We start from the raw sequence: 20175 nt of genomic DNA, 5'->3' as shown, positions 1-20175 counted from the left end.
CTCGCCCGGCACAGTGGAACCGCGGTGCGGGTGCGCCGGTCGTCGCCCTCGCGGTGACCAACGCGCCCGAAGGAATATCGCATTGCCGCCCGAGTGCGGCGGCCGTACCGTGAGCGGGCAACGTCGATCTGATCCACCAGAGGAGCCTGCCGTGTCGCAGCAGAACCGCACCCGCGCCGAGCGGCAAGCGCCGCGCGCCGGTGTCCTGCTGCCCGAATCGGGCACGGGCCGGCGACGGCAGTGGCAACCAGGGTGGTGGCGCGTCTAGCGCCGGCGCGACGATCCGCGCGAACCGCCCGCCCCCAGACCGGAGCCGGGCGGTTCTCCGTGTCCGGGGTGGATCCGCCGACGGCGTCACGCCGCCGGAGGGCCGTTGGAGCAATTGGCAGCTCACCCGGTTCTCACCCGGGAGGCTACGGGTTCGAGTCCCGTACGGCCTACGTCAGACGGACATGAGCAAGGAGACGACGATGGGTTTCACCCCGCTGGCCGGTACCCGGGCACCGGTCCGGGTCTGGACCGACCCGTACGCGATCGAGGCGCAGGCGGCCCGGCAGCTGCGCAACATCGGCGCGCTGCCCTGGGTGCAGGGTGTCGCGGTGATGCCGGACGTGCACTTCGGCAAGGGCGCCACCGTCGGCTCGGTGATCGCGATGCGGCAGGCCGTGTCGCCGGCCGCGGTCGGCGTGGACATCGGTTGCGGCATGTCCGCGGTGCGGACCTCGCTGACCGCCGCCGACCTGCCCGACGACCTCGCGCCGCTGCGTTCGGCGATCGAGGCGGCGATCCCGGTCGGCTTCGCGATGCGTGACGACGCGGTCGATCCGCGCCGGGTCCGGGGGCTGGAGCAGGCCGGCTGGGACGACTTCTGGCGGCGGTTCGCGACGCTGGACCGGAAGGTGGCCCAGCTCCAGACGCGGGCGCAGCGGCAGCTCGGCACGCTCGGCGGCGGCAATCACTTCATCGAGGTCTGCCTGGAGCAGGGCGGCGCGGACGACGGCCGGGTCTGGCTGATGCTGCACTCCGGTTCCCGCAACATCGGCAAGGAGCTGGCCGAGCGGCACATGGCGGTGGCGCGCGGCCTGCCGCACAACACCGGCCTGCCGGATCGGGATCTGGCGGTGTTCCTCGCCGGCACGCCGGAGATGGAGGCGTACCGGCGGGACCTGTGGTGGGCGCAGGAGTACGCCCGCCGCAACCGGGCGGTCATGCTCGCGCTGCTCTGCCAGGTGGTCCGGGACGCGTTCCCGCACGTCGGCTACGACGAGCCGATCTCCTGCCACCACAACTACGTGGCGGAGGAGACCTACGACGGGGTGGACGTGCTGGTGACCCGCAAGGGCGCCATCCGGGCCGGGAAGGGGGACCTGGGCATCATCCCCGGCTCGATGGGCACCGGCTCGTACATCGTGCGCGGCAAGGGCAACCTGGACGCGTACTGCTCGGCGTCGCACGGCGCCGGGCGGCGGATGTCGCGGGGGCAGGCGAAGCGGACGTACAGCACCGCGGATCTGGCCGCGCAGACCGCCGGGGTGGAGTGCCGCAAGGACGCCGGTGTGGTCGACGAGATCCCCGGCGCGTACAAGGACATCACCGAGGTGATGGCCCAGCAGGAGGACCTGGTCGAGGTGGTCGCCCACCTCAAGCAGGTCGTCTGCGTGAAGGGCTGAGCGACAGGGCCGGCGTCGAGGGGGCGCCGGCCCTATCGGGTACGCCGGGCGACGCGTACGCCGATGGCGACCGCGCCGATGACGAGCAGCGCGGACAGGAGCTGGAGGCCGGGCGAGTCGTCGGCCTCCCCGTACACGAAGCCGGCGACGCCGAGCGCGACGGCGAGCAGGGCTAGGGTGGCGGCCAGGTATCTCATCGTTCCTCCTCGTCGGCGACCCATTCGAGCAGGTCGCCGGGCTGGCAGTCGAGCACCCGGCACATGGCCTCCAGGGTGCTGAACCGGACGGCCTTGGCGCGGCCGTTCTTGAGCACGGCGACGTTCGCCGGGGTGAGCCCCACGCGCTCGGCGAACTCGCCGACGCTCATCTTGCGCTTGGCCAGTTCGACGTCGATGCGCACGACGATCGGCATCAGATCACCGCTTCCATGTCGGTGCGCAGCGTGGTGGCCTGGCGCAGCAGCGCGCGCAGGACGACCATCAGCAGCCCCAGCACGCTGACGCCGGTGACCAGCAGGAACAGCAGCAGCGGCAGCCCCGGGTCGTCGGCGTTGAAGCCGACGTAGAGGAACACGCCGACGAGCACCACCCAGGCGGCGGCGACCGCCCAGACGATCCCGTCGACCCAGCCCAGGGACGCCTCGGTGAAGATGCGGTCGTTCTTGACCAGGGTGAGCAGGTGCCAGGTGCAGACGATCACCACCTGCACGCACAGCACCCAGAAGATCGTCACCGCGGTGGCGGGCCACCGCAGGTACGCCATGTCCGGGTTCTCGCGCGCCATGTGCGCGAACTGCCCGGGCAGCGACATGGTCTGGAACAGCACCAGGATCGCGAACAGCAGGACCAGGAATGCGCGGAGTGGCGTCACCGCGCGTTGCGCCGTCAACATGCATCGACTATCGCGCGGAAACTATCGAAAGTCAATCGGTATCGCTCGCGCGGCGGCCGACGGCGTATCGGACGTGGACGGCGTACCGCGAGTGGTGCACCGCACGGATCTCCAGGTCGACGTCGCGGTCGAAGCCCTCGAACAGCCGCTTCCCGGCACCGAGGATCACCGGCGCGGTGGACAGGCCCAGCTCGTCGACCACGCCCGCCGCGAGCGCCTGCCGGATCACGTCGGCGCCCCCGCCGATGACCACCGCGCCGTCACCGGCCGTACGCAGGGCCGCCGCCAGCGCCGCGTCGAACCCGTCGACCATGAGGAAACCGGCGCTCGGGTCGGGCTGGTCGGCGGTGCGGTGGGTGAGCACGACGAGGGGCGCCTGGAACGGGTTCCGGCCGCCCCACGCGCCGGCGCTGTCGTACATGCCCCGGCCGCACAGCGCGGCACCGGTGCCCGCCAGCATCTCGTCGAAGTACGCGCGGTCCTCGTCGGTCATGCCGGCGCCGGGCTCGCGCGGCGAGTCGTACGTCCAGGGACCGCCCATCACCCAGTGGTGCAGCCGCTCGCCGCCGACGCCGAGCCCCTGGCCCGCGTGGTCGTCCGGGCCGGTGACGTACCCGTCCAGGGAGACGGTGACGAACGCCCGTACCCGGCCTCGCGCTTCGCTGGTGCTCATGTTTCCTCCCGGAGATTCGGAGCACACGGACCCAGGGAAGACCGCCGGCCGGCGCCGGACTCATCGCCGCGTCGGTGCGGCGTCAGCCGTACACCGGATGCTCGGCCTGGAACGCCAGCCGCCGGTCCGCGCCGGCGGCCAGCTCGGCGAGCACGTCGTCGAGGTCCAGGAACGTCTGCCAGCGCTCCCGGCCGGTGATGGCGGCCAGCCGGTCGACCACGAGCTGCTCCAGGTCGGTGACGCGGCGGCCCTTCCACACCTTGTCGGCGAGGCTGACCAGCAGGTCCTCCAGCTGCACGCCGGGGGAGTGCCAGGCGGCGTGGGTGACCGCGAAGCGGGCCCGCTCCTCCGGTACGCCGAAGCGCAGCAGCAACTGGTAGCCCGCCTCCTCGTGCGCCGATCCGGGGCCGGTCAGCTCCGCGGGATGCTCGACCTTGCCGAGGTCGTGCACGGCGGCGCCGAACAGCACCGCCTGCCTGTCGAACGGCACCGCGGCGAACCGGTCGGCGAACGCGGCGGTCAGGTGCCAGGCGACGTCGTGCACCAGCCGCAGGTGCGCGCCCAGGCGCGGCGGGGCGGCCAGGGCGTCCAGCAGCTCGACCACCACGCCGGGCAGCGGGAGCAGCGGCGGGTCGCCCGGTTCGGTGAGGGCGCGGCGCAGCGCGTCGGAGGTCATCGGGGCGAGCGTACCGGGCCGCTCCCGGTTCACCGGCGGTGATGGACGAGCAGCCGAACGTGAAGCGGCCACTCGCCCGATTCCGGTGCGTCGATCCACTCGCGAGGGTGGGGGCCACGTCTATCACGGGGGTTGTCGAATGACCGCAATGAATCGTCGTGCCCTGCTGCGCACCGCGGCGCTGACCGGCCTGGCCGCCGCGACCGGGCTGGCCGCCGCGCCCTCCGCCGCGTCCGCCGCACCGGTGTCCACCGCCGACGCGGTGAACGGGTCGTGGCTGGTCAGCGTCGGCTGGGGTGTGCTCCAGGTCGACCCGGGCCGGACCACGCCGCGGGAGCTGCTGCCCAACGGGGACCACGCGAAGGCGTCGCCGGACGGCCGGTACGTGGCCTGGGTCAACACGGCCCGCTCGGGCGACGGCACGCTGGAGCCGTTCGTGGCGGTGTACGACCGGATCACCGGCCAGAAGCGCACGCTGCTCGCCGACCCGTTCGGTGTCCGCTACGGCGCGCCGACCTGGTCGCCGGACGGTTCGGAGATCGCCCTGGTCACCGGGGAGAACAACGACCGGCTGATCGCAGTCGACGTCGCGACCGGCGGCACCCGCGTGCTGGTCCAGGCTCACTCCATGGCCGACCCGGACTGGTCCCGGGACGGCTCCATGATCGTCCTGCGGTGGCACAGCCGTTCGGAGGGTCCGCAACTGCGTGTGCTCGAACTGGCGACCGGCACGGCGCGGCGGCTCTACACGCCCGGCGCGCAGGGTGAGCTGTTCGGCTCGCCGGTCTTCGCGCCCGACTCCGGACGCGTGGTGTTCCGCACCGACCGCTGGTATCCCGAACTGGAGTCCAGCAACCACTCCCTGGCGTCCGTGCGGATCGGGGGCACCGGGCTGAAGAAGCTCACCGACGAGCCCCGGTTCTACCTGTCGCCGGTGTTCTCCCCGGACGGCCGCTACTGCGCGGCGCTGTCGATCCCGCCGGAGAACGAGTACCCCGACGGCGGCAACATCATCGTGTCCACCAGCGGCTTCGGCGAGCAGTGGTGGATCCCCGGCGACGAGTACGACGACAGCACCCGGCTGGACTGGGCCGCGGCGATCCCCACGGAGGTGGCGGCATGACCACGATGAACCGTCGTACGCTGTTGCGCGCCGCGGCGCTCACCGGCGCCGTCACCGCGACCGGGCTGGCCGGCGGGCCGGCCGCCTCGGCCGCCGCGGGCGTCAACGGGCCGTGGATCGTCACCGGCAGCGCCGGCGTGCTGCAGATCAACCCGGGGCGCACCACCCCGCAGGTGCTGCTGCCCCCGGGCGCCGACGCGGCCGCCTCGCCGGACGGGCGTTACCTGGCCGTGATCGGCCAGAAGCCCGGTCCCGCCTTCGACCCCACTCTCGACCTGTACGACCGGGCCACCGGGGAGAGCCGCACGCTGATCACCGACCCGCTCGGCCTCCACTACGAGTGGCCGACCTGGTCGCCGGACAGCACCGAGGTGGCCATGGTGATCGGCGACTCCCGCCTGGTAGCGGTGAACGTGGACACCGGCGCCCGCCGGGTCCTCGTCGAGGGCCACCACATGGCGCGTCCGAACTGGTCCCGGGACGGCTCGATGATCGTGACGGAGTGGTTCAGCCGGTCCGACGGTGGGCAGTTGCGCGTGCTGGAGCTGGCCACCGGAAAGGCGCGACTGGTCTACCAGCGCGTACCGGGCGAGTTCGCGGATCACGCGGTCTTCACGCCCGACTCCCAGCGGATCGTGTTCAGCACCAACCGGTGGTATCTGGACCAGGAACGCCACAACCAGTCGCTGGCATCGGTCCGGCTCGGCGGCACCGGGCTCAAGTTGCTCACCGACGAACCGCGGTTCATCGTCTCGCCGGTGTTCTCCCCGGACGGGCGCTACTGCGCCGCGCTGTCCGTCCCGGACAGCAACCCGGAGCCCGACGGCGGCAACATCATCGTCTTCACCAGCGGCTTCGGCGAGCCGTGGTGGATCCCGGGCGACGAGTACGACGACAGCATGCGGCTCGACTGGGCGCCGGCCGTCTGACGCACCCCACCGACGCGGCGGCCGGACGACCGGCCGCCGCGTCGGCGTACCCCGGGCGGATGTACACCCTGGAAGGCGGAAGCGGTGCGAGGCTTGGAGCGGACGCCGCCGAAGGGGCCGGCGTCCGCTGTGGAGGGGTGATGGCCGAGCCGCCGACCGGGACGTCGTCGCACCGCGCGCAGGCGCACGGCAGGCACGCCAACCATCACCGCTACCACGACGGCGCCGAGGTCGACGGGTACGTCGACGACCCGTACCACCGGGTGCGCCGCGCGGTCGCGGCCCGGCTGATGGCCGAGGGGGTGACCCGGCGCGGGCCGGTGCTGGAACTGGGCTGCGGGCCGCGCGGCATGCTCGACCCGGCCGCGCTGCCCGGCCCGGTGGTGCTCGCGGACATGGCCGAGACGGCGCTGCGCACCGCCCGCGCGGCGGCCGGCGGGCGGGCGCTGCCGGTCCGGCTGGACGCCACCCGCGGGCTGCCGTTCCGGGCCGGCAGCTTCGCCGGGCTGCTCGCCGGGGAGCTGATCGAGCACGTCTACGACCCGCTGACGCTGCTGCGGGAATGTCACCGGGTGCTGGCCGTGGACGGCCTGCTGGTGCTCACCACCCCGAACCTGGCGCCGGTGCAGGACCGGCTGGCGTTCCTCGCCGGCCGGGCGCCGCGGCAGGTCGACCCGCTGCACCCGTACCTGTGGCTGCACATCCGCCCGTTCACCGCCTCGCTGCTGCGCCGGACGCTGCGCCGGGCCGGGTTCACGCCGGTGGCACTGCGGTCCAACGAGGTCGGCTGGCGGCTGCCGGGCGGCCGGTGGGTGGCCTCGCGGCGGCTGGCCCGTGCCGCGCCGGGGCTCGGCGGTTCGCTGATCTGCGCCGCCCGCCGGCACGGCGCACCGCCACCGCCGCGGAACAGGGCGTGATGGCGACATTGACAGCGGGCTATCATGGAGGTTCCGTCGTCGACCGGGGGATGTCATGACGCGCCTGCTCGCCTGGGTCGTGACCAATCTCGACGCGTTCATCGGCCTCGTCCTGGCGCTCACGGTGTCCGTGCTCGGCCTCACCAACGCGGTCGACCAGGAGGTCGTCAACAGCGCGATCCTGCTGGTCCTGGGCCTGCTCGCGCAGGCGATGCTGCGGGACCGGCTGCGCCGGCGCACCACCGAGCGGGAGGTCCGCCAGGTCATCTCGGACACCCGTGACCGGCTGACCGACCTGGTGCCGCAGATGCAGGAGATCACCGGGCCGGAGGGCGCGCTGAACCGGGCCCGCGAGGCCATCGACAGTGTCTCCATGGTGCGCGTGCTGCACGGCAGCGAGGTCGGGCAGGCGCTCGCCGAGGCGCGGCGGCACACCGACCAGTGGAGCTTCAAGGGCGGCACCGGCACCTTCCTGCGCGCGGTCACGCTGCCCGACTGCCTGGAACACGCCCGTCGGCGCAACGCCACGCTCACCGTCGCGATCGAGATCATCGACCCGACCGACGAGGAGGTCTGCGAGCGGTACGCGCGTTTCCGGCGCAGCCTCGACCCGGACGCGCCGGGCGAGCCGTGGACCGTCGACCGCACCCGCAAGGAGTCGTACGCGACGGTGCTGGCCGCCTGCTGGCACCTGCAACGCTCCGGCCTGCTCACCATAGACGTCCGGCTCTCCGCGCAGATGACCACGTTCCGCTACGACCTCTCCTCCTCCTGCGTCGTCATCACCCAGGAGAACCCGCAGACGCCCGCGCTGCGCATCGACCGCGGCGAGGTCTACTACAACCGTTTCAACATCGAGCTGGACTACAGCCGCCGGCAGAGCCGGCGCGTGCCGATCGAGGCGGCGGCCCAGGTCAAGCTCGACGACGAGCCGTCGGTCGAGCAGGTACGGCGGTTGTTCACCGCCCTCGGCCTGACGCTGCCCCGGTCCTTCGGCGACCGCGAGGTCGCCGACATCATCGGCAAGGCCGTCCAGGCGAGGAACCCCTACTCATGACCAGTTACGCCGACCTCGAACGGGAGATCGACCGGGGCACCCGGCCGGAGATGCTGCGCGGCTGGGTGCTGGACGTGCTCGGCGACGTGGCCGACGGGCGGCGGCCGCTGCGCGCGGTCCGGCACCCGCTCGGCTTCACCTGCCTGCCAGTGGAACGCGACGGCCTGGACGGCATCTGCGTGCACGCCTGGCCGGCCGACCCGCCGCCGGTGCGCCCGACCACCTCCACGATGCACTCGCACAGCTGGGACCTGCTCAGCCACGTGCTGCACGGCACCGTCCGCAACGAGCTGATCGAGGTCGACGACGCGCCGGCCGACCCGTCCTGGCGGGTCTACGAGGTGCACAGCCTCGGCGAGGTGGACGAGATGGCCGCCACCGACCGGCTGGTCACCGCGATGACCGCGGCGGTGGAGACGCACTCCGCCGGCGACTCGTACGCGCTGCGCGCCGGCGGTTTCCACACCTCGGAGGTCGACGCCGGTGAGCCGGCGGTGACTGTGGCGCTCGGCCGGACCACTCCCGGCGCGTGCGACCTGAGCCTCGGCGCGGTGGACGGGCGCAGCCACCGGGTACGCCGGGACCGCTGCGACGCGGCGGAGACCGCGCGGATGGCGCGGGAGATCGCGCGACTGGTGGCACGGGGCTGACTGGCTGGAGGAGCCATGGACGTGGAGCCGAGCAGAGGCGGGCCCGACCTGCGCGACGCGCACCGCTTCGCGGTGGAGGCCGCCCAGGCGGCGGGCCGCCTGCTGCGCCGGGGCACCCGGGGGGAGGTGCACGCCCGGGCCAAGAACGACACCGGTGACCTGGTGACCGACCTCGACCTGGCCGCCGAGCGGCTGATCGTCGACCGGATCCGGGCCCGCTGGCCGGAGCACGGCGTGATCGCCGAGGAGGGCGGCGAGTACGCCCCGGACACCACCTGGGCGTGGCTCGTCGACCCGCTCGACGGCACCAACAACGTGGCGATCGGGCTGCCCGCGTACGTGGTCGGGATCGCCCTGTGCGACAGCGGCTCGCCGGTGCTCGGCGTGGTGCACGACCCGGTCGCGGGCCGTACCTGGTCGGCGGTGCGCGGCCGGGGCGCGTTCGTGCACGCGTCCGGCCCGGCCGCGCGGCCGCTGCGGGCCGCGCGCCGCCCGGTGCCGTCCGCGCCCGTGCTGGCCTGGACCCAGGGGCACGAGGTACGCCGGGACGACAGCACCGCCCGGGCGCTGAAGGTGGTGCTGGACACCAGCGCGCGCCGGGTGCTGCAACTGTGGGCGCCGCTGCTGTCCTGGGTGATGCTGGCCCGCGGCGACATCGACGGCATCGTCGGCTACCGCCCCGAGGCGGTCGACCTGCCCGCCGGGATGCTGCTCGCCGTCGAGGCCGGCATGGCGGTACGCGCGCTCGACGGCGGCACGTTCGACGACCGGTACGGCTGCCCGGCCGACCGGCGCAGTTTCGTGGCCGGGCCACCGGAGACCATCGACCGGCTGGTCAAACTGGTCACCGCGGCACAGTGGATCGAGCCGCAGGTGCGCCGTCTCACCCCGGTCGGCCTCGGCTCGGTCGGCTGGTGAGCCGGAGTCCGCTAGCCTCGGCGGGATGGCCGCCAGACAGCTCAAGCTCGGGCTCCGGGTCCGTGACCTGGACCGTTCCCACCGGCTCTACCTGCGACTCGGCTTCAAGGAGATCCCGAACGCGGATCAGCCGAACCTGCGCTACCTCACGTTCGGCCACACCTGGCTGATCCTGTCCGACCTGCACCGCCACGGGCACCACAACGCGGAGCGGGAACGCGAGGTCAAGGCCGGGCCGCCGGGGCTCGGTGTCGTGCTCACCGTGCCCACCGCGGACCTGGACGCCACGTACGCGCTGTGGCGCGAGGAAGGGCTGCCGGTGACGCTGGAGCCGGAGGACGTGGGGTGGGCGCGGATCTTCTACGGGCTCGACCCGGACGGCTACGAGGTCATGTTCGAGCAGTTCCACCCGACTGCGCGCGCCGGCGCCTGACCGGCGGCGAGGGTCGCCGCGGCGGGTCAGGCGATCGGCCGCGACGGCAGTCGGTCGGCCAGGAAGCCGGCCCAGGTCCGCACGCCCCTCGCGGCACCCGGCCGGGCCAGGTTCGCGCCGTCCCGATACGCCCGGCCGGCCCGTCCGGGAATGCGCACCGGGAGCCGCGCCCGGCGCTTCCCCGTGGCCGCCAGGTATCCGGTCAGCAGATCGCCGATGCCGTACGTGTCCGGCCCGGCCAGGTCCGGGACCAGCCCGGCCGGCGCGCCCAGCGTCAGTTCGGCCAGCCGGGCCGCCACCTCGGCCGCGTCGACCGGCTGCAACCGCAGCCCGCCCGGAACCGGCACCACCGGCAGCCTCGTCATCGCCGCCAGCATGGACAGCACCAGGTCGTGCACCTGCGCGGCACGCAGCACCGTCCAGGGCACGCCGGAGTCCGCCACCGCGCGTTCGGCGTCGAGCTTGGACCGCGTCCAGGCCAGCGGCACCCGGTCGGCGCCGGTCACCGAGATGTGCACCAGGTGCGTCACAGCGGCCCGGCGCGCGGCCCGGGCCAGGTCGGCGGCGGCGCGGTCGTCGCCCTTCGCGCCGCCGGCCAGGTGCAGCACCGTGGACACCCCGCGCAGGGCGTGGTCGAGGTCCGCGCCGGTGAGCAGGTCGGCGGTCACGTGGGTGACGCCGTCGCCGGGGCGACCGCCGCGCCGGCTGAGCACGCGCACCGGGTGCCCGGCGGCGCGCAGCAGCGGTACGACGTGCCGGCCGATCGTGCCGGTGCCGCCGGTGACCAGAATGGGTGCGTTCATCGTCGTCCTCCCGTTGTCGGTGCTGCCACGTCGACCCGCGCCCGCCCGCCGCGGTGACAGGTGTGAGCGCCGTCACGTCCGGTCACGTCGGCGCTCCCCGGCGGGTCGAGACGGTGTGCGGGAGGGGAGGCTCAGGTGATGGACACCGGGCTGGCGGAGCGGTTCGAGCGGGAGCGGCCGCGGCTGCGGGCGGTGGCGTACCGGCTGCTCGGGTCGCTCACCGACGCCGAGGACGCGGTGCAGGAGACCTGGCTGCGGTTGTCCCGCGCCGACGCGGCCTCGGTGGACAACCTGGACGCCTGGCTCACCACTGTGGTCGCCCGGGTCAGCCTCAACACGTTGCGGTCCCGCGCCGCACGCCGGGAGGACCCGCTGGACGTACGCCTGCCCGACCCGGTGGTGGACGCCGGCGCGGGCGACCCGGCGCAGGCCGCGGTGCTCGCCGACTCGGTGGGCCTGGCGCTGCTCGTGGTGCTGGACACGCTGACCCCGGCCGAGCGGCTCGCGTTCGTGCTGCACGACATGTTCGGCGTGCCGTTCGACGAGATCGGCCCGCTCGTCGACCGCTCACCGGCGGCGGCCCGGCAGCTCGCCAGCCGGGCCCGCCGCCGGGTACGCGGACAGGCGCCCACGCCCGATCCCGACCTGACCCGGCAGCGAGCGGTGGTCGACGCCTTCCTCGCCGCCGCCCGCGACGGCGACATCGACGCGCTGATCGCCGTGCTGCACCCGGACGTGGTGCTGCGCTCCGACGCCGGGAGCGCCCACGCCCGCCACACGGTCGTGCTGACCGGCGCGGCGACTGTGGCGGCGCAGGCCACCACGTTCGGCCGGCTGTTCCCGCACGCCCGGCCGGTGCTCGTCAACGGCGCCGCCGGGGTGCTGGTGACCGCCGGCGACCGCCCGCTGTCGGTGATGGCGTTCACCGTCACCGGCGGCCGGATCGCCGCCGTGGACGTGATCGCCGACCCGCACCGGCTGGCCGCGCTCGGCCTCGCCGGCTGACCGGAGCGGCGGACTCGTCTCAGTCGCCCAGAGTCAGGTTGGCCATGTCGACCACCGGGCGGAAGCCGAGCCGGGCGTAGAGCCGGTTCGACACCGGGTTGGCCTGGTCGGTGAACAGGCACACCCGCGCCCCCTCGGCGGTGAGCAGCCGGCACACCTCGGCGACCGCGTTTCCGGCCCAGCCGCGTCCGCGCTGCTCGGGTGGCGTGTAGACCGGTCCGACGCGGGCAACGCCGAACGACGTCGGGTTGGCGGCCGTCAGGTGCACCGGAGCGCCCGACCCGTCGGTCCAGAACCAGACCCGCCCGTCCCGGATCCGGCGCAGCAGTTCGGCGTGGTCGGGCGCCTCGTGGGCGCTCGTCCCGCGTGGGCGGCCCGCCTGCTCGTCGGCGTCGGCCATGAACGCGCCGAACCACGCGGCGACCAGGTCGACGTCGTGCGCGGTGGCCGCCCGCAGGGCGCCGGGCACCGGTGGGGGCGGCGTGAGGTGGCCGAGCAGGTGCAGCCGGGTGTGCTGGGCGACCTCGACCCGCCGGCTGTCGAGGCGGGCCACCTCGTCGGCGCAGGCGCGCACGGCGGGCAGCGCGCCGTTCACCGCGCGCACCCGCTCGCCGCGCCGGTGCCACTCCCGGGCCAGCGCCACGGCGGCCTCCGGTGGCATGGGCAGCAGGAACGGCGGTCGAGGCGGGAACGGCGCGGCACGCATCGCGGCGCCCACCACCGCCCCGGAGGCGTCCCGGACCACGAGCCACCAGTCGTCCTCGGGCAGCGCGACGCCCTCGGCGCGGCGGGCCGCCATCCGGCGCGCGACGGTGGCGACGACGGTGTTGACCACCGGATCGGCGGCCAGGTACGCCTCGGCGGCGGCGAGGAACTGGCCCGGGTCGGTGCAGAAGTGCAGCGTCGGCGCGGCGGTCATGCGGGCCACGGTAGCCAGCGGCCGGGACCGCGCCGTAGCGGTCTTCCCGCCCCGGCTCAGGGGGCGATGCGCAGCCGGCGGATGCGGGTGTCGTCGTACTCCTCGAACCGGAACCGCAGCCCGGCGAACGGGCTGCCGGGGAAGTCGCCGCTGATCGTGGCGGTCACCACCGTCCCGGCCGGGGTCTGCTCGACGTCGGTGATCTCGTACGACACCAGCGGCGTGCCGCTGCGCCAGGCGCGGATCTCGTCGATCCCGCGGTGGGTGCGTCCCTCGTCCTCGACCACCGCGTCGTCGGCGAACAGCGCGAGGTAGGGCTCCTTGTCGGCCTGGCCGGCGAGCGCGAAGTAGCGGCGGACGATCTCGGGCGTGCTGCTCATGGTCGCGATGCTAGGCGCCGGGACCGACAAGAAGCGCCGTGACGGTGGCGGTGGTGGCGAGCACGGCGAGCGCGGCGCTGGTGGCCACGAACCGGCCCAGCGGCACGGCCACCCCGGCGGCCCGGCAGCGCTCGTACCAGATCAGTGTGGCCAGCGACGCCCACGGCGTGGCCAGCGGGCCGACGTTCGTGCCGATCAGCAGCGCCAGCAACTGGGTGTGCCGGTCGGCCGCGATCACCGCCTCGCCGGCCAGGTACGCGGGCAGGTTGTTGACCACGTTGCTGAACAGCGCGCCGACCGCGCCCGCCCGCAGCGCGCCCTCCGCGCCCGGGTCGGCGCCGATGAGCGTGCCCATCACCGTGTCCAGGCCGAACCGGCCGATGGTCTGCACCACCAGGAACAGCCCGGTCACGAACACCAGCAGCCGCCACGGCACCAGCGCGAGCCGCAGCCGGTGCCGGGCCCGCACCGCGAAGCCCGCGACCAGGATCGCGGCGGCCACCCCGGAGGCGACGCCGATCTCCACCCCGGCGAGGATCCCGGCGACGAACAGCAGGCAGGCGGCGAGCGCGGTGCGGTAGAGCACCCGGTCCGGCGGCACGTACGGCGGCGGCGGGACGAACGGGTCGGCCCCGGCCCGTGCCGGACGCCAGTACCACCACCACAGCAGCAGCGCGGTCACCGCGACGGCGACCAGCTGCGGCCACCACATCCGGGCCGCCCACGGCACCGGGTCCAGGTCGACCCGGTCGCTGGCCAGGATGTTCGTCAGGTTGGACACCGGCAGCAGCAGGCTGGCCGTGTTGGCCAGCCACACGGTGGTCATCGCCAGCGGCGTCGGCGGCACGTTCAGCGCCCGGGCCAGCGCGATCATCACCGGCGTGAGCAGGACCGCCGTGGTGTCCAGGTTGAGCGCGATCGTGGTGATCGAGGCGAAACCGACGCAGAGCCAGAACAGGGCCCGGAAGCTGCCCCGCGCGGTCACCGCCACCCGGGTCGCCAGCGCGTCGAACACGCCGGCCACAGCGGTCAGCTCGGCCAGCACCACCACCGTGCCGAGGAAGATCAGGATCGGGACGATCCGCCGCATCGTGCCCTCGGCGTCGGCGCGGGGCAGCAGCCCGGTGAGCACGAACACCACCCCGAGCACCGCGAGCCCGATCGCGATCCAGTCCAGCACGTGCAGGCGGCCCCAGCGGGAACGGTCGGGCACGGCGTTCGGCGGATCGCCGGGGGTCTCCACGAGGGATGATCCTCGCACACGCCGGCGCGGCCGGAGGAGCCCGACGCGGGCGCGATCCGAGCTGCCGAGGGTGTCGATCTGTTGACCGTCGGTGGCCATAATGACCATGTGGTTGTAGGCGCGCACCCCACCCGGTCCGACCGCCCCATCGATTTCTTCATCAGCTACTCGCCCGCGGACGAACGCTGGGCCACGTGGCTGGCGTGGGAGTTCGAGGCGGCCGGCTATCGCACGCTGCTGCAGGCGTGGGACTTCGTCGCGGGCACCAACTTCATCGACTTCATGGACCGCGGCGTCCGTGAGGCCGAGGTGGTGGTGGCGGTGCTGTCCGAGCGCTACCTGCACTCGACGTACGGCAAGCTGGAGTGGCAGGCCGCGCTGCGCGCCGACCCGGACGGCACCGGCAACAAGCTCGTCACGGTACGCGTCGAGGACTGCCCGATCGACGGCCTGCTCGCCACCATCACCTATGTGGACCTGGTCGGCGTGGACGACCCGGTGCAGGCCCGCAACCGGGTGCTCGACCGCATCCGGGAGGCGCTCGACGGCCGGGCCAAGCCGATGCGGCAGCCGGCCTTCCCGCACCACCCGGCCGACCCGCACGGGGTGCTCGCCGCGCCCGCCGCCGGAGCGCCCGCGCCCCGCCGCGCCCGGCGTACCCCGATCAACCCGCCGCCGTTCCCGCCGGCCGCGGCGGCGCCACCGACCGCCCGGGACACCGTCACCGTGCTCCAGGTCGCCGGGCCGCGCTTCGGCCGGGGCGTGATCACCCCCGGCGCGCCGGTCACCCCCGGCGAGGTGCAGGAACACCTGATGGGCGACCTCACGCTGCTGATGAACGACGGCGTGCCCCGGCCGGACCTGCTCGTCGTCGCCGGCAACCTCACCGAGTCGGGCAGCCCGCGCGAGTTCTCCGACGCGCTGAGCTTCCTCACCGGCCTGCGGGTGCTGCTCGGGCTGGAACCGCACCGGCTGGTCGTGGTGCCCGGCCCACGCGACGTGACGATGGCCGCCTGCCGCGCGTACTTCGCCACCTGCGAGGCCGACGACGTCGACCCGCAGCCGCCGTACTGGCCGAAGTGGCGGCACTACGCGCGCCTGTTCGACGACCTCTACCAGGGCCTCGACGACCGGATCTTCGACAGCGAGCAGCCCTGGACGCTGTTCCCGGTGCCGGACCTGCGGGTGGTGGTGGCCGGGCTGAACTCCACCATCGCCATCACCCACCGCGAGGAGGACCGGTACGGCTTCCTCGGCGAGGCGCAGTCCAGCTGGTTCGCCCAGCGCCTGCGCCACTACCAGCAGTCCGGCTGGCTGCGGCTGGGCGCGATGGCGCACGCCCCGGGGGCGCGCAGCCCGTACGCCGACGAGGTGCCGCCGGACCCGGTGTCGCTGCGCGACCGCGGCTCGGTCAACCGGCTGGTCGGCCCGATGCTCAACCTGCTGCTGGCCGACGCCGCGCCGTCGGCCCGGGTGGACCCGGTGGTGCCGCTGGCCGCCGCGCCCCGCGACGGCCGGGCGCAGGTGCTGCGGCTGGGCGTGGACGGGATGACCCGCTGGGTGCTCGGCCGCGACGACCGGCTCGACGGCGGCACGGCGACCGCCGTGTCCTGGCCGCACGCGGAGGCCACCTTCGGCGCGTCCGGCCCGGCGCAGGTGCCCGACCCGCGCCGCCCGGTCGCCGTCGAGGGGGCCACCCAGGGCGTGGCGGCGGCCGCCGCGCCGGTCGCCCCGGTGCAGCGGCTGCTGGACCGGCTCGCCGAGGTCTGCGAGGCCCGCTACGACCGGGTGGTGGTGCGCCGCGTCGACACCGACCCGCCGCACCTGTACATCAGCTACCGCTCCGACGGGGTGGTCCGCCAGCAGCGCGTCGGCGCGCACGTGGGCACCCCCACCGCCGCCGACGTGGACGTCTTCGCCCGGCGGGTGCACGCCACCGACCCAGACATCGCCTCCGAGCTGGTCTACGACGGCGACCGGGTGCCGCGCGGGCTGGCCGAGGAGGCGCAGCGCCGTGGCGTACGCGTGCTGCACCTGACCGAGTTCCAGGGCCTGCTAGACCTGCGCGAGTACGTCGCCGCGCAGACCGCCCGGCTCCAGGCCGACCGGCTCTACCCGCCCGGGCAGTACGTGCCGCAGCGCTACCGCCACCTCGTCGGCGCCGACCAGCGCGTCCGCGACGACGTGGTGGACGAGCTGCTGGAGACCGTCTCCGCGCCGGACGGCCGGTTCGTGCTGGTGCTCGGCGACTTCGGCCGGGGCAAGACGTTCGCGTTGCGGGAGGTGGCCCGGCGGCTGCCGACCGCCGCACCGGACCTGATCCCGATCCTGGTGGAGCTGCGCGCGCTGGACAAGGCGCACTCCGTGGACGGCCTGGTCGCCGCGCACCTGGCCAACCACGGCGAGCAGGTGATCGACCTCAAGGCGTTCCGCTACATGCTGCGCCAGGGCCGCATCGTGCTGCTGTTCGACGGGTTCGACGAGCTGGTGGCCCGGGTGACCTACGACCGGGCGGCCGACCACCTGGAGACGTTGCTGCAGGCCGCCGAGGGCAATGCGAAGATCGTGGTGAGCAGCCGCACCCAGCACTTCAAGACCAACTCGCAGGTACTGACCGCGCTCGGCGAGCGGGTCGGGCTGCTGCCGCACCGGCGCGTACTCGCGGTGGAGGACTTCACCCCCGGGCAGATCGAGGCGTTCCTGCGCAACCGGTACGGCGGCGACGAGCGGGCCGCCCGCGAGCGGATGGACCTGCTCGCCGGCGTGAAGGACCTGCTCGGGCTCTCCCGCAACCCGCGCATGCTCGGCTTCATCGCCAACCTCGACGAGGGGCGGCTCGCGGCCGTCGCCGGGGCGGGCGGCACGTTCAGCGCCGCCGCGCTGTACCGGGAGATCCTGGAGTCCTGGCTGGACTTCGAGGAACGCCGAACCCAGGGCATCCCGGGCGCGCCGGTGAGCCTGCGCCGCCCCGAGCTGTGGCAGGCGGTGAGCCGGCTGGCGTTCCAGCTCTGGGAGAGCGGCGAGGCGTACCTTCGCCTGGCCGAGCTGGCCGAGTCCACCGGCCAGCTCGCCGGCCGGGCCGACTCGCGGCTGTCCGGCCCGCAGGCGGCGCACGCGGTCGGCGCGGGCAGCCTGCTGGTCCGCACCGACGACGGGCTGTTCGGGTTCATCCACACCTCGGTGATGGAGTGGCTGGTCGCCGAGGGGGTGGCCGAGCAGATCAACAGGGGCGAGGAACCGTCCGCGCTGGCCGTGCGGTCGCTGTCCGCGCTCGCGGTGGAGTTCCTCGGCGACCTCGCCGACCCGGCCCGCTGCACCGCCTGGACCGCCCGGGTGCTCGGCGACGAGTCGGCGGGCGAGACGCTGCGCGCCAACGCGCTGCGGCTGTCCGCCCGGCTGCGCCTGCCCGACCGGGCCGACCTGCGCGGCGCGGTGCTGCGCGGCGAGGACCTGTCCCACCGCGAACTCGCCGGGGCCGACCTGACCGGCGCCGACCTGACCGACGCGCGGCTGGTCGCCACCAACCTGACCGAGGCGCGGCTGGAACACGCCCGGCTGCGCGGCGCCCGCCTCGACCAGGCCCGCCTCGCCGGGGCGGACCTGCGCGACGCGGAGATGGCCGGCGCGCGCCTGTTCCGTACCGACCTGCGCGGCGCCCGCGTCGCCGGCAGCAGCTGGCACCGCACCGCGTTGATCGACGTCAGCGCCGACCCGGCGCTGCTGCGCGCCCCGGAACTACGCGGCGCCGTCGTCGCGCCGGGCCGGCCGGTCGCGCCGGGCCTGGCCCCGCCCGCCGTGGGCGTCGGCTACGGCTTCGAGGTGGGCCGGCTGCCGGTGCCGGTGGCGTACAGCCCGGACGGCGCGGTGCTCGCCGTCGGCAGCGACGACGGTGGTGTGCTGCTCTGCGACACCGCCACCGGCCTGCCGGTGCGCACGCTCCAGGGACACCGGTCCCGGGTGTACGCGGTCCGCTACGACGCCGCCTCCCACCAGCTCGTCACCGGCTCGGCCGACCTCACCGTACGGCTGTGGGACGCCGACCACGGCGACGTGCGGCACGTCATCGAGGACGTCTTCGCCGGCTGGGTGTGGCCGCTGCTCACCGACGGCCGCCGGGGCCGCCTGGTGGTCGGCGACGCCGCGGGCGTGGTGCGGCTGTACGACACCCGCGGCGCCCGGCTGCGCCACGAGTGGCCCGGCCACTCCGCCCCGATCTGGGGTACGTCGTTCAGCCCGGACGGGCGGCGGGTCGTGGTGGCCGACAGCGCCGGCACGGTCCGCGGCTGGGACATTCCCACCGGCAAGCTGGCGTTCGAGGTGCAGGAGCCGGAGGTGGTCTACCGGGTCGTGCACTCGCCGGACGGCCGGCTGCTGGCCGCCGTCGGGCAGCACGGCCGGATCTGGATCCGCCGGGCCATCGACGGCGAGCTGCTGCGCGCGCCGCGCGGCCACGAGGCCGACGTGTACGCCCTCGACATCCACCCCGACGGCACGCTGATGGCCACCGGCGACACGCACGGCGCGCTGCGGCTGTGGGAGACCGAGACGGGCCGTCCGGTACGGGTGCTCGGCCGGCAGCGCGGCGCGATCTACAGCGTCCGGTTCAACGGCGACGGGAGCCTGCTCGCCACCGCCGCCAGCGACGGCGCGATCCAGCTCTGGGACACCGACGACGGGCAGGTACGGCACGAGCTGACCCGGCACCGCGGCTCGGTCTGGCCGGTGGTCTGGCGGCCGGACCAGAACCAGGTGGCGACCAGCAGCAACGACGGCACCACCCGGCTGTGGGACGTCCGCAGCGGGCAGCTCCAGCACACGCTGCGCGGGCACGGCCGCCGCGTCACCGCGCTGTCCTTCCGCGACGACGGCGAGGTGCTGGCCGCCTGCGGCAACGACGGCGTGATCCGGCTCTGGGAGCCGCGTACCGGCCGCCTGCTGCGGCAGCTCGCCAGCCCGGCCGACCGGCTGCTGTCGGTGGTGTTCTGCCCCGAGGAGCCGCTCGTGGCCACGCCGAGCGGCGACGGCGGCGTGCACCTGTGGAACACCGACACGGGCGCCGACGAGCGCGAACTCAACGTGGACACCGACCACGTGTGGGCGGTCGCGTTCAGCCCCGACGGCGACGCCCTCGCCACCGCGAACGACGACGACACGGTACGCCTCTGGTACCGCCGTACCGGCCGGCACTTCGCCACGCTCACCCCGCACCGGGGGCGCGTGCGCACCGTCGCGTTCAGCCCCGACGGCGAGACCATCGCCACCGGCTGCGACGACCAGACGGTACGGCTCTGGGACGCCGCCACCGCCACCTGCCGCCTCACCCTCGAACACCACACCGACCGGGTCTACTCGGTGGGCTTCAACAGCGAGGGCACGCTGCTGGCCAGCGCCGGCAACGACGGCACGGCGGTGGTCTGGGACGCGGTCACCGGCGAGCGGCGCCTGGTGCTCACCGAACACGACGGCCGGCTCTGGTCCTGCGCGTTCAGCCCGGACGGCAACCTGCTCGCCACCGCCGGCGACGATCTGGTGATCCGGCTCTGGGATCCGGTCACCGGCCGTCTGCACGGCACCCTGGCCGCGCACACCCGGCGCGTCTGGTCGGTGCACTTCAGCCCGGACAGCAGCCTGCTCGCCAGCGCCGGCGACGACGGCACGGTACGGCTGTGGGACGTGGCCGACCCGGAGCACGCCCAGTTGCGGACCACGCTCATCGGTCTGCCGGACGGATGGGCGGCGGTCAGCCCGGACGGCCGGTACAAGCTGGACGGCGACCCGGGCGGCCAGTTCTGGCACGTCATCGGCACGTGCCGCTTCGAGGTGGGCGAACTGGACCCCTACCTCACCCAGGTCCGCCGCCTGTCCGTGGACGCCCCCTTCTGACCCCC

Annotated in this window: 19 protein-coding genes and 1 tRNA gene; 11 read left to right on the top strand and 9 right to left on the bottom strand. The window is 74.3% G+C overall.

Annotation, left to right across the window (positions count from 1 at the left end):
* The first annotated feature begins 367 nt into the window (after positions 1 to 367).
* Positions 368 to 440 (top strand) — tRNA-Glu (locus M8C11_RS08190).
* A gap of 30 nt (positions 441 to 470) precedes the next feature.
* Positions 471 to 1670 (top strand): RtcB family protein, encoded by a 1200-nt coding sequence (locus M8C11_RS08185; RefSeq protein WP_252449109.1) that lies wholly within the window; start codon positions 471 to 473, stop codon positions 1668 to 1670.
* A 32-nt stretch (positions 1671 to 1702) separates the two neighbouring features.
* On the opposite strand, the gene M8C11_RS08180 is transcribed toward M8C11_RS08185, so the two are convergent.
* The 5 genes from M8C11_RS08180 to M8C11_RS08160 all read right to left on the bottom strand — a co-directional run bounded on the left by M8C11_RS08180 (position 1703) and on the right by M8C11_RS08160 (position 3910).
* The gene (locus M8C11_RS08180; protein WP_252449108.1) at positions 1703 to 1867 is read right to left on the bottom strand and encodes a hypothetical protein; all 165 of its coding nucleotides are present in this window, start codon (positions 1865 to 1867) and stop codon (positions 1703 to 1705) included.
* Entirely contained in the window at positions 1864 to 2082 is a 219-nt protein-coding gene (locus M8C11_RS08175; RefSeq protein ID WP_013476639.1) for a helix-turn-helix transcriptional regulator, read from the bottom strand. Before M8C11_RS08175 ends, M8C11_RS08180 begins: the two co-directional genes overlap by 4 nt.
* Positions 2082 to 2561, bottom strand: coding sequence for a DUF2975 domain-containing protein (locus M8C11_RS08170; protein ID WP_013476640.1), 480 nt, complete (start codon positions 2559 to 2561; stop codon positions 2082 to 2084). The genes M8C11_RS08175 and M8C11_RS08170 overlap by 1 nt, the downstream gene beginning before the upstream one ends.
* 31 nt (positions 2562 to 2592) lie before the next feature.
* Positions 2593 to 3234 (bottom strand): dihydrofolate reductase family protein, encoded by a 642-nt coding sequence (locus M8C11_RS08165; protein WP_252449107.1) that lies wholly within the window; start codon positions 3232 to 3234, stop codon positions 2593 to 2595.
* A gap of 82 nt (positions 3235 to 3316) precedes the next feature.
* The gene (locus tag M8C11_RS08160; RefSeq protein WP_252449106.1) at positions 3317 to 3910 is read right to left on the bottom strand and encodes an HD domain-containing protein; all 594 of its coding nucleotides are present in this window, start codon (positions 3908 to 3910) and stop codon (positions 3317 to 3319) included.
* A 148-nt stretch (positions 3911 to 4058) separates the two neighbouring features.
* On the opposite strand from M8C11_RS08160, the gene M8C11_RS08155 reads away from it, so the two are divergent.
* The 7 genes from M8C11_RS08155 (at position 4059) to M8C11_RS08125 (ending at position 9937) form a co-directional block, all read left to right on the top strand.
* Positions 4059 to 5033 carry an LpqB family beta-propeller domain-containing protein gene (locus M8C11_RS08155; protein WP_252449105.1) on the top strand — a complete coding sequence of 325 codons (975 nt, stop codon included), beginning with the start codon at positions 4059 to 4061 and terminating at the stop codon, positions 5031 to 5033.
* Positions 5030 to 5962, top strand: coding sequence for a hypothetical protein (locus M8C11_RS08150; protein WP_252449104.1), 933 nt, complete (start codon positions 5030 to 5032; stop codon positions 5960 to 5962). Before M8C11_RS08155 ends, M8C11_RS08150 begins: the two co-directional genes overlap by 4 nt.
* A 140-nt stretch (positions 5963 to 6102) precedes the next feature.
* The gene (locus tag M8C11_RS08145; RefSeq protein WP_121685246.1) at positions 6103 to 6879 is read left to right on the top strand and encodes a class I SAM-dependent methyltransferase; all 777 of its coding nucleotides are present in this window, start codon (positions 6103 to 6105) and stop codon (positions 6877 to 6879) included.
* Between the two features lie 55 nt (positions 6880 to 6934).
* Positions 6935 to 7936, top strand: a complete 1002-nt coding sequence (locus M8C11_RS08140; RefSeq protein ID WP_252449103.1) for a hypothetical protein — start codon at positions 6935 to 6937, stop codon at positions 7934 to 7936.
* Positions 7933 to 8586 (top strand): hypothetical protein, encoded by a 654-nt coding sequence (locus M8C11_RS08135; protein ID WP_252449102.1) that lies wholly within the window; start codon positions 7933 to 7935, stop codon positions 8584 to 8586. Before M8C11_RS08140 ends, M8C11_RS08135 begins: the two co-directional genes overlap by 4 nt.
* A 15-nt stretch (positions 8587 to 8601) precedes the next feature.
* Positions 8602 to 9504, top strand: coding sequence for an inositol monophosphatase family protein (locus M8C11_RS08130; RefSeq protein WP_120569719.1), 903 nt, complete (start codon positions 8602 to 8604; stop codon positions 9502 to 9504).
* A gap of 25 nt (positions 9505 to 9529) precedes the next feature.
* Complete coding sequence (locus tag M8C11_RS08125; protein WP_252449101.1) at positions 9530 to 9937, top strand: VOC family protein; 408 nt, start codon at positions 9530 to 9532, stop codon at positions 9935 to 9937.
* Between the two features lie 26 nt (positions 9938 to 9963).
* Here M8C11_RS08125 and M8C11_RS08120 read toward each other — a convergent pair whose 3' ends face one another.
* Entirely contained in the window at positions 9964 to 10740 is a 777-nt protein-coding gene (locus tag M8C11_RS08120) for an SDR family oxidoreductase (protein ID WP_252449100.1), read from the bottom strand.
* A gap of 138 nt (positions 10741 to 10878) precedes the next feature.
* Here M8C11_RS08120 and sigJ point away from each other — a divergent pair, with 138 nt between their 5' ends.
* The gene (sigJ, locus tag M8C11_RS08115) at positions 10879 to 11745 is read left to right on the top strand and encodes an RNA polymerase sigma factor SigJ (RefSeq protein WP_252449099.1); all 867 of its coding nucleotides are present in this window, start codon (positions 10879 to 10881) and stop codon (positions 11743 to 11745) included.
* 19 nt (positions 11746 to 11764) lie between these two features.
* On the opposite strand, the gene M8C11_RS08110 is transcribed toward sigJ, so the two are convergent.
* The 3 genes from M8C11_RS08110 to M8C11_RS08100 are packed head-to-tail and all read right to left on the bottom strand — an operon-like array spanning position 11765 to position 14287.
* Positions 11765 to 12664, bottom strand: a complete 900-nt coding sequence (locus M8C11_RS08110; protein WP_252449098.1) for a GNAT family N-acetyltransferase — start codon at positions 12662 to 12664, stop codon at positions 11765 to 11767.
* Positions 12665 to 12720: 56 nt separating this feature from the next.
* Positions 12721 to 13044, bottom strand: a complete 324-nt coding sequence (locus M8C11_RS08105; RefSeq protein WP_252449097.1) for a nuclear transport factor 2 family protein — start codon at positions 13042 to 13044, stop codon at positions 12721 to 12723.
* A 10-nt stretch (positions 13045 to 13054) separates the two neighbouring features.
* Positions 13055 to 14287, bottom strand: coding sequence for an SLC13 family permease (locus tag M8C11_RS08100; protein WP_252449096.1), 1233 nt, complete (start codon positions 14285 to 14287; stop codon positions 13055 to 13057).
* A gap of 108 nt (positions 14288 to 14395) precedes the next feature.
* Here M8C11_RS08100 and M8C11_RS08095 point away from each other — a divergent pair, with 108 nt between their 5' ends.
* Positions 14396 to 20170: a TIR domain-containing protein gene (locus M8C11_RS08095; protein WP_252449095.1), complete on the top strand. Its 5775-nt coding sequence runs from the start codon at positions 14396 to 14398 to the stop codon at positions 20168 to 20170.
* Positions 20171 to 20175 lie beyond the last annotated feature (5 nt).

The sequence above is a fragment of the Micromonospora sp. CPM1 genome (assembly GCF_023896895.1).
GTDB classification, from domain to species: Bacteria; Actinomycetota; Actinomycetes; order Mycobacteriales; family Micromonosporaceae; genus Micromonospora; species Micromonospora tulbaghiae.
This window is presented reverse-complemented; position numbering and strand designations above follow the sequence as displayed.

Excerpts from the sequence above, each read along its gene's own strand:
- M8C11_RS08185 (WP_252449109.1), top strand. The coding sequence starts at position 471 with ATGGGTTTCACCCCGCTGGCCGGTACCCGGGCACCGGTCCGGGTCTGG.
- M8C11_RS08180 (WP_252449108.1), bottom strand. The coding sequence starts at position 1,867 with ATGAGATACCTGGCCGCCACCCTAGCCCTGCTCGCCGTCGCGCTCGGC.
- M8C11_RS08175 (WP_013476639.1), bottom strand. The coding sequence starts at position 2,082 with ATGCCGATCGTCGTGCGCATCGACGTCGAACTGGCCAAGCGCAAGATG.
- M8C11_RS08170 (WP_013476640.1), bottom strand. The coding sequence starts at position 2,561 with ATGTTGACGGCGCAACGCGCGGTGACGCCACTCCGCGCATTCCTGGTC.
- M8C11_RS08165 (WP_252449107.1), bottom strand. The coding sequence starts at position 3,234 with ATGAGCACCAGCGAAGCGCGAGGCCGGGTACGGGCGTTCGTCACCGTC.
- M8C11_RS08160 (WP_252449106.1), bottom strand. The coding sequence starts at position 3,910 with ATGACCTCCGACGCGCTGCGCCGCGCCCTCACCGAACCGGGCGACCCG.
- M8C11_RS08155 (WP_252449105.1), top strand. The coding sequence starts at position 4,059 with ATGAATCGTCGTGCCCTGCTGCGCACCGCGGCGCTGACCGGCCTGGCC.
- M8C11_RS08150 (WP_252449104.1), top strand. The coding sequence starts at position 5,030 with ATGACCACGATGAACCGTCGTACGCTGTTGCGCGCCGCGGCGCTCACC.
- M8C11_RS08145 (WP_121685246.1), top strand. The coding sequence starts at position 6,103 with ATGGCCGAGCCGCCGACCGGGACGTCGTCGCACCGCGCGCAGGCGCAC.
- M8C11_RS08140 (WP_252449103.1), top strand. The coding sequence starts at position 6,935 with ATGACGCGCCTGCTCGCCTGGGTCGTGACCAATCTCGACGCGTTCATC.
- M8C11_RS08135 (WP_252449102.1), top strand. The coding sequence starts at position 7,933 with ATGACCAGTTACGCCGACCTCGAACGGGAGATCGACCGGGGCACCCGG.
- M8C11_RS08130 (WP_120569719.1), top strand. The coding sequence starts at position 8,602 with ATGGACGTGGAGCCGAGCAGAGGCGGGCCCGACCTGCGCGACGCGCAC.
- M8C11_RS08125 (WP_252449101.1), top strand. The coding sequence starts at position 9,530 with ATGGCCGCCAGACAGCTCAAGCTCGGGCTCCGGGTCCGTGACCTGGAC.
- M8C11_RS08120 (WP_252449100.1), bottom strand. The coding sequence starts at position 10,740 with ATGAACGCACCCATTCTGGTCACCGGCGGCACCGGCACGATCGGCCGG.
- sigJ (WP_252449099.1), top strand. The coding sequence starts at position 10,879 with ATGGACACCGGGCTGGCGGAGCGGTTCGAGCGGGAGCGGCCGCGGCTG.
- M8C11_RS08110 (WP_252449098.1), bottom strand. The coding sequence starts at position 12,664 with ATGACCGCCGCGCCGACGCTGCACTTCTGCACCGACCCGGGCCAGTTC.
- M8C11_RS08105 (WP_252449097.1), bottom strand. The coding sequence starts at position 13,044 with ATGAGCAGCACGCCCGAGATCGTCCGCCGCTACTTCGCGCTCGCCGGC.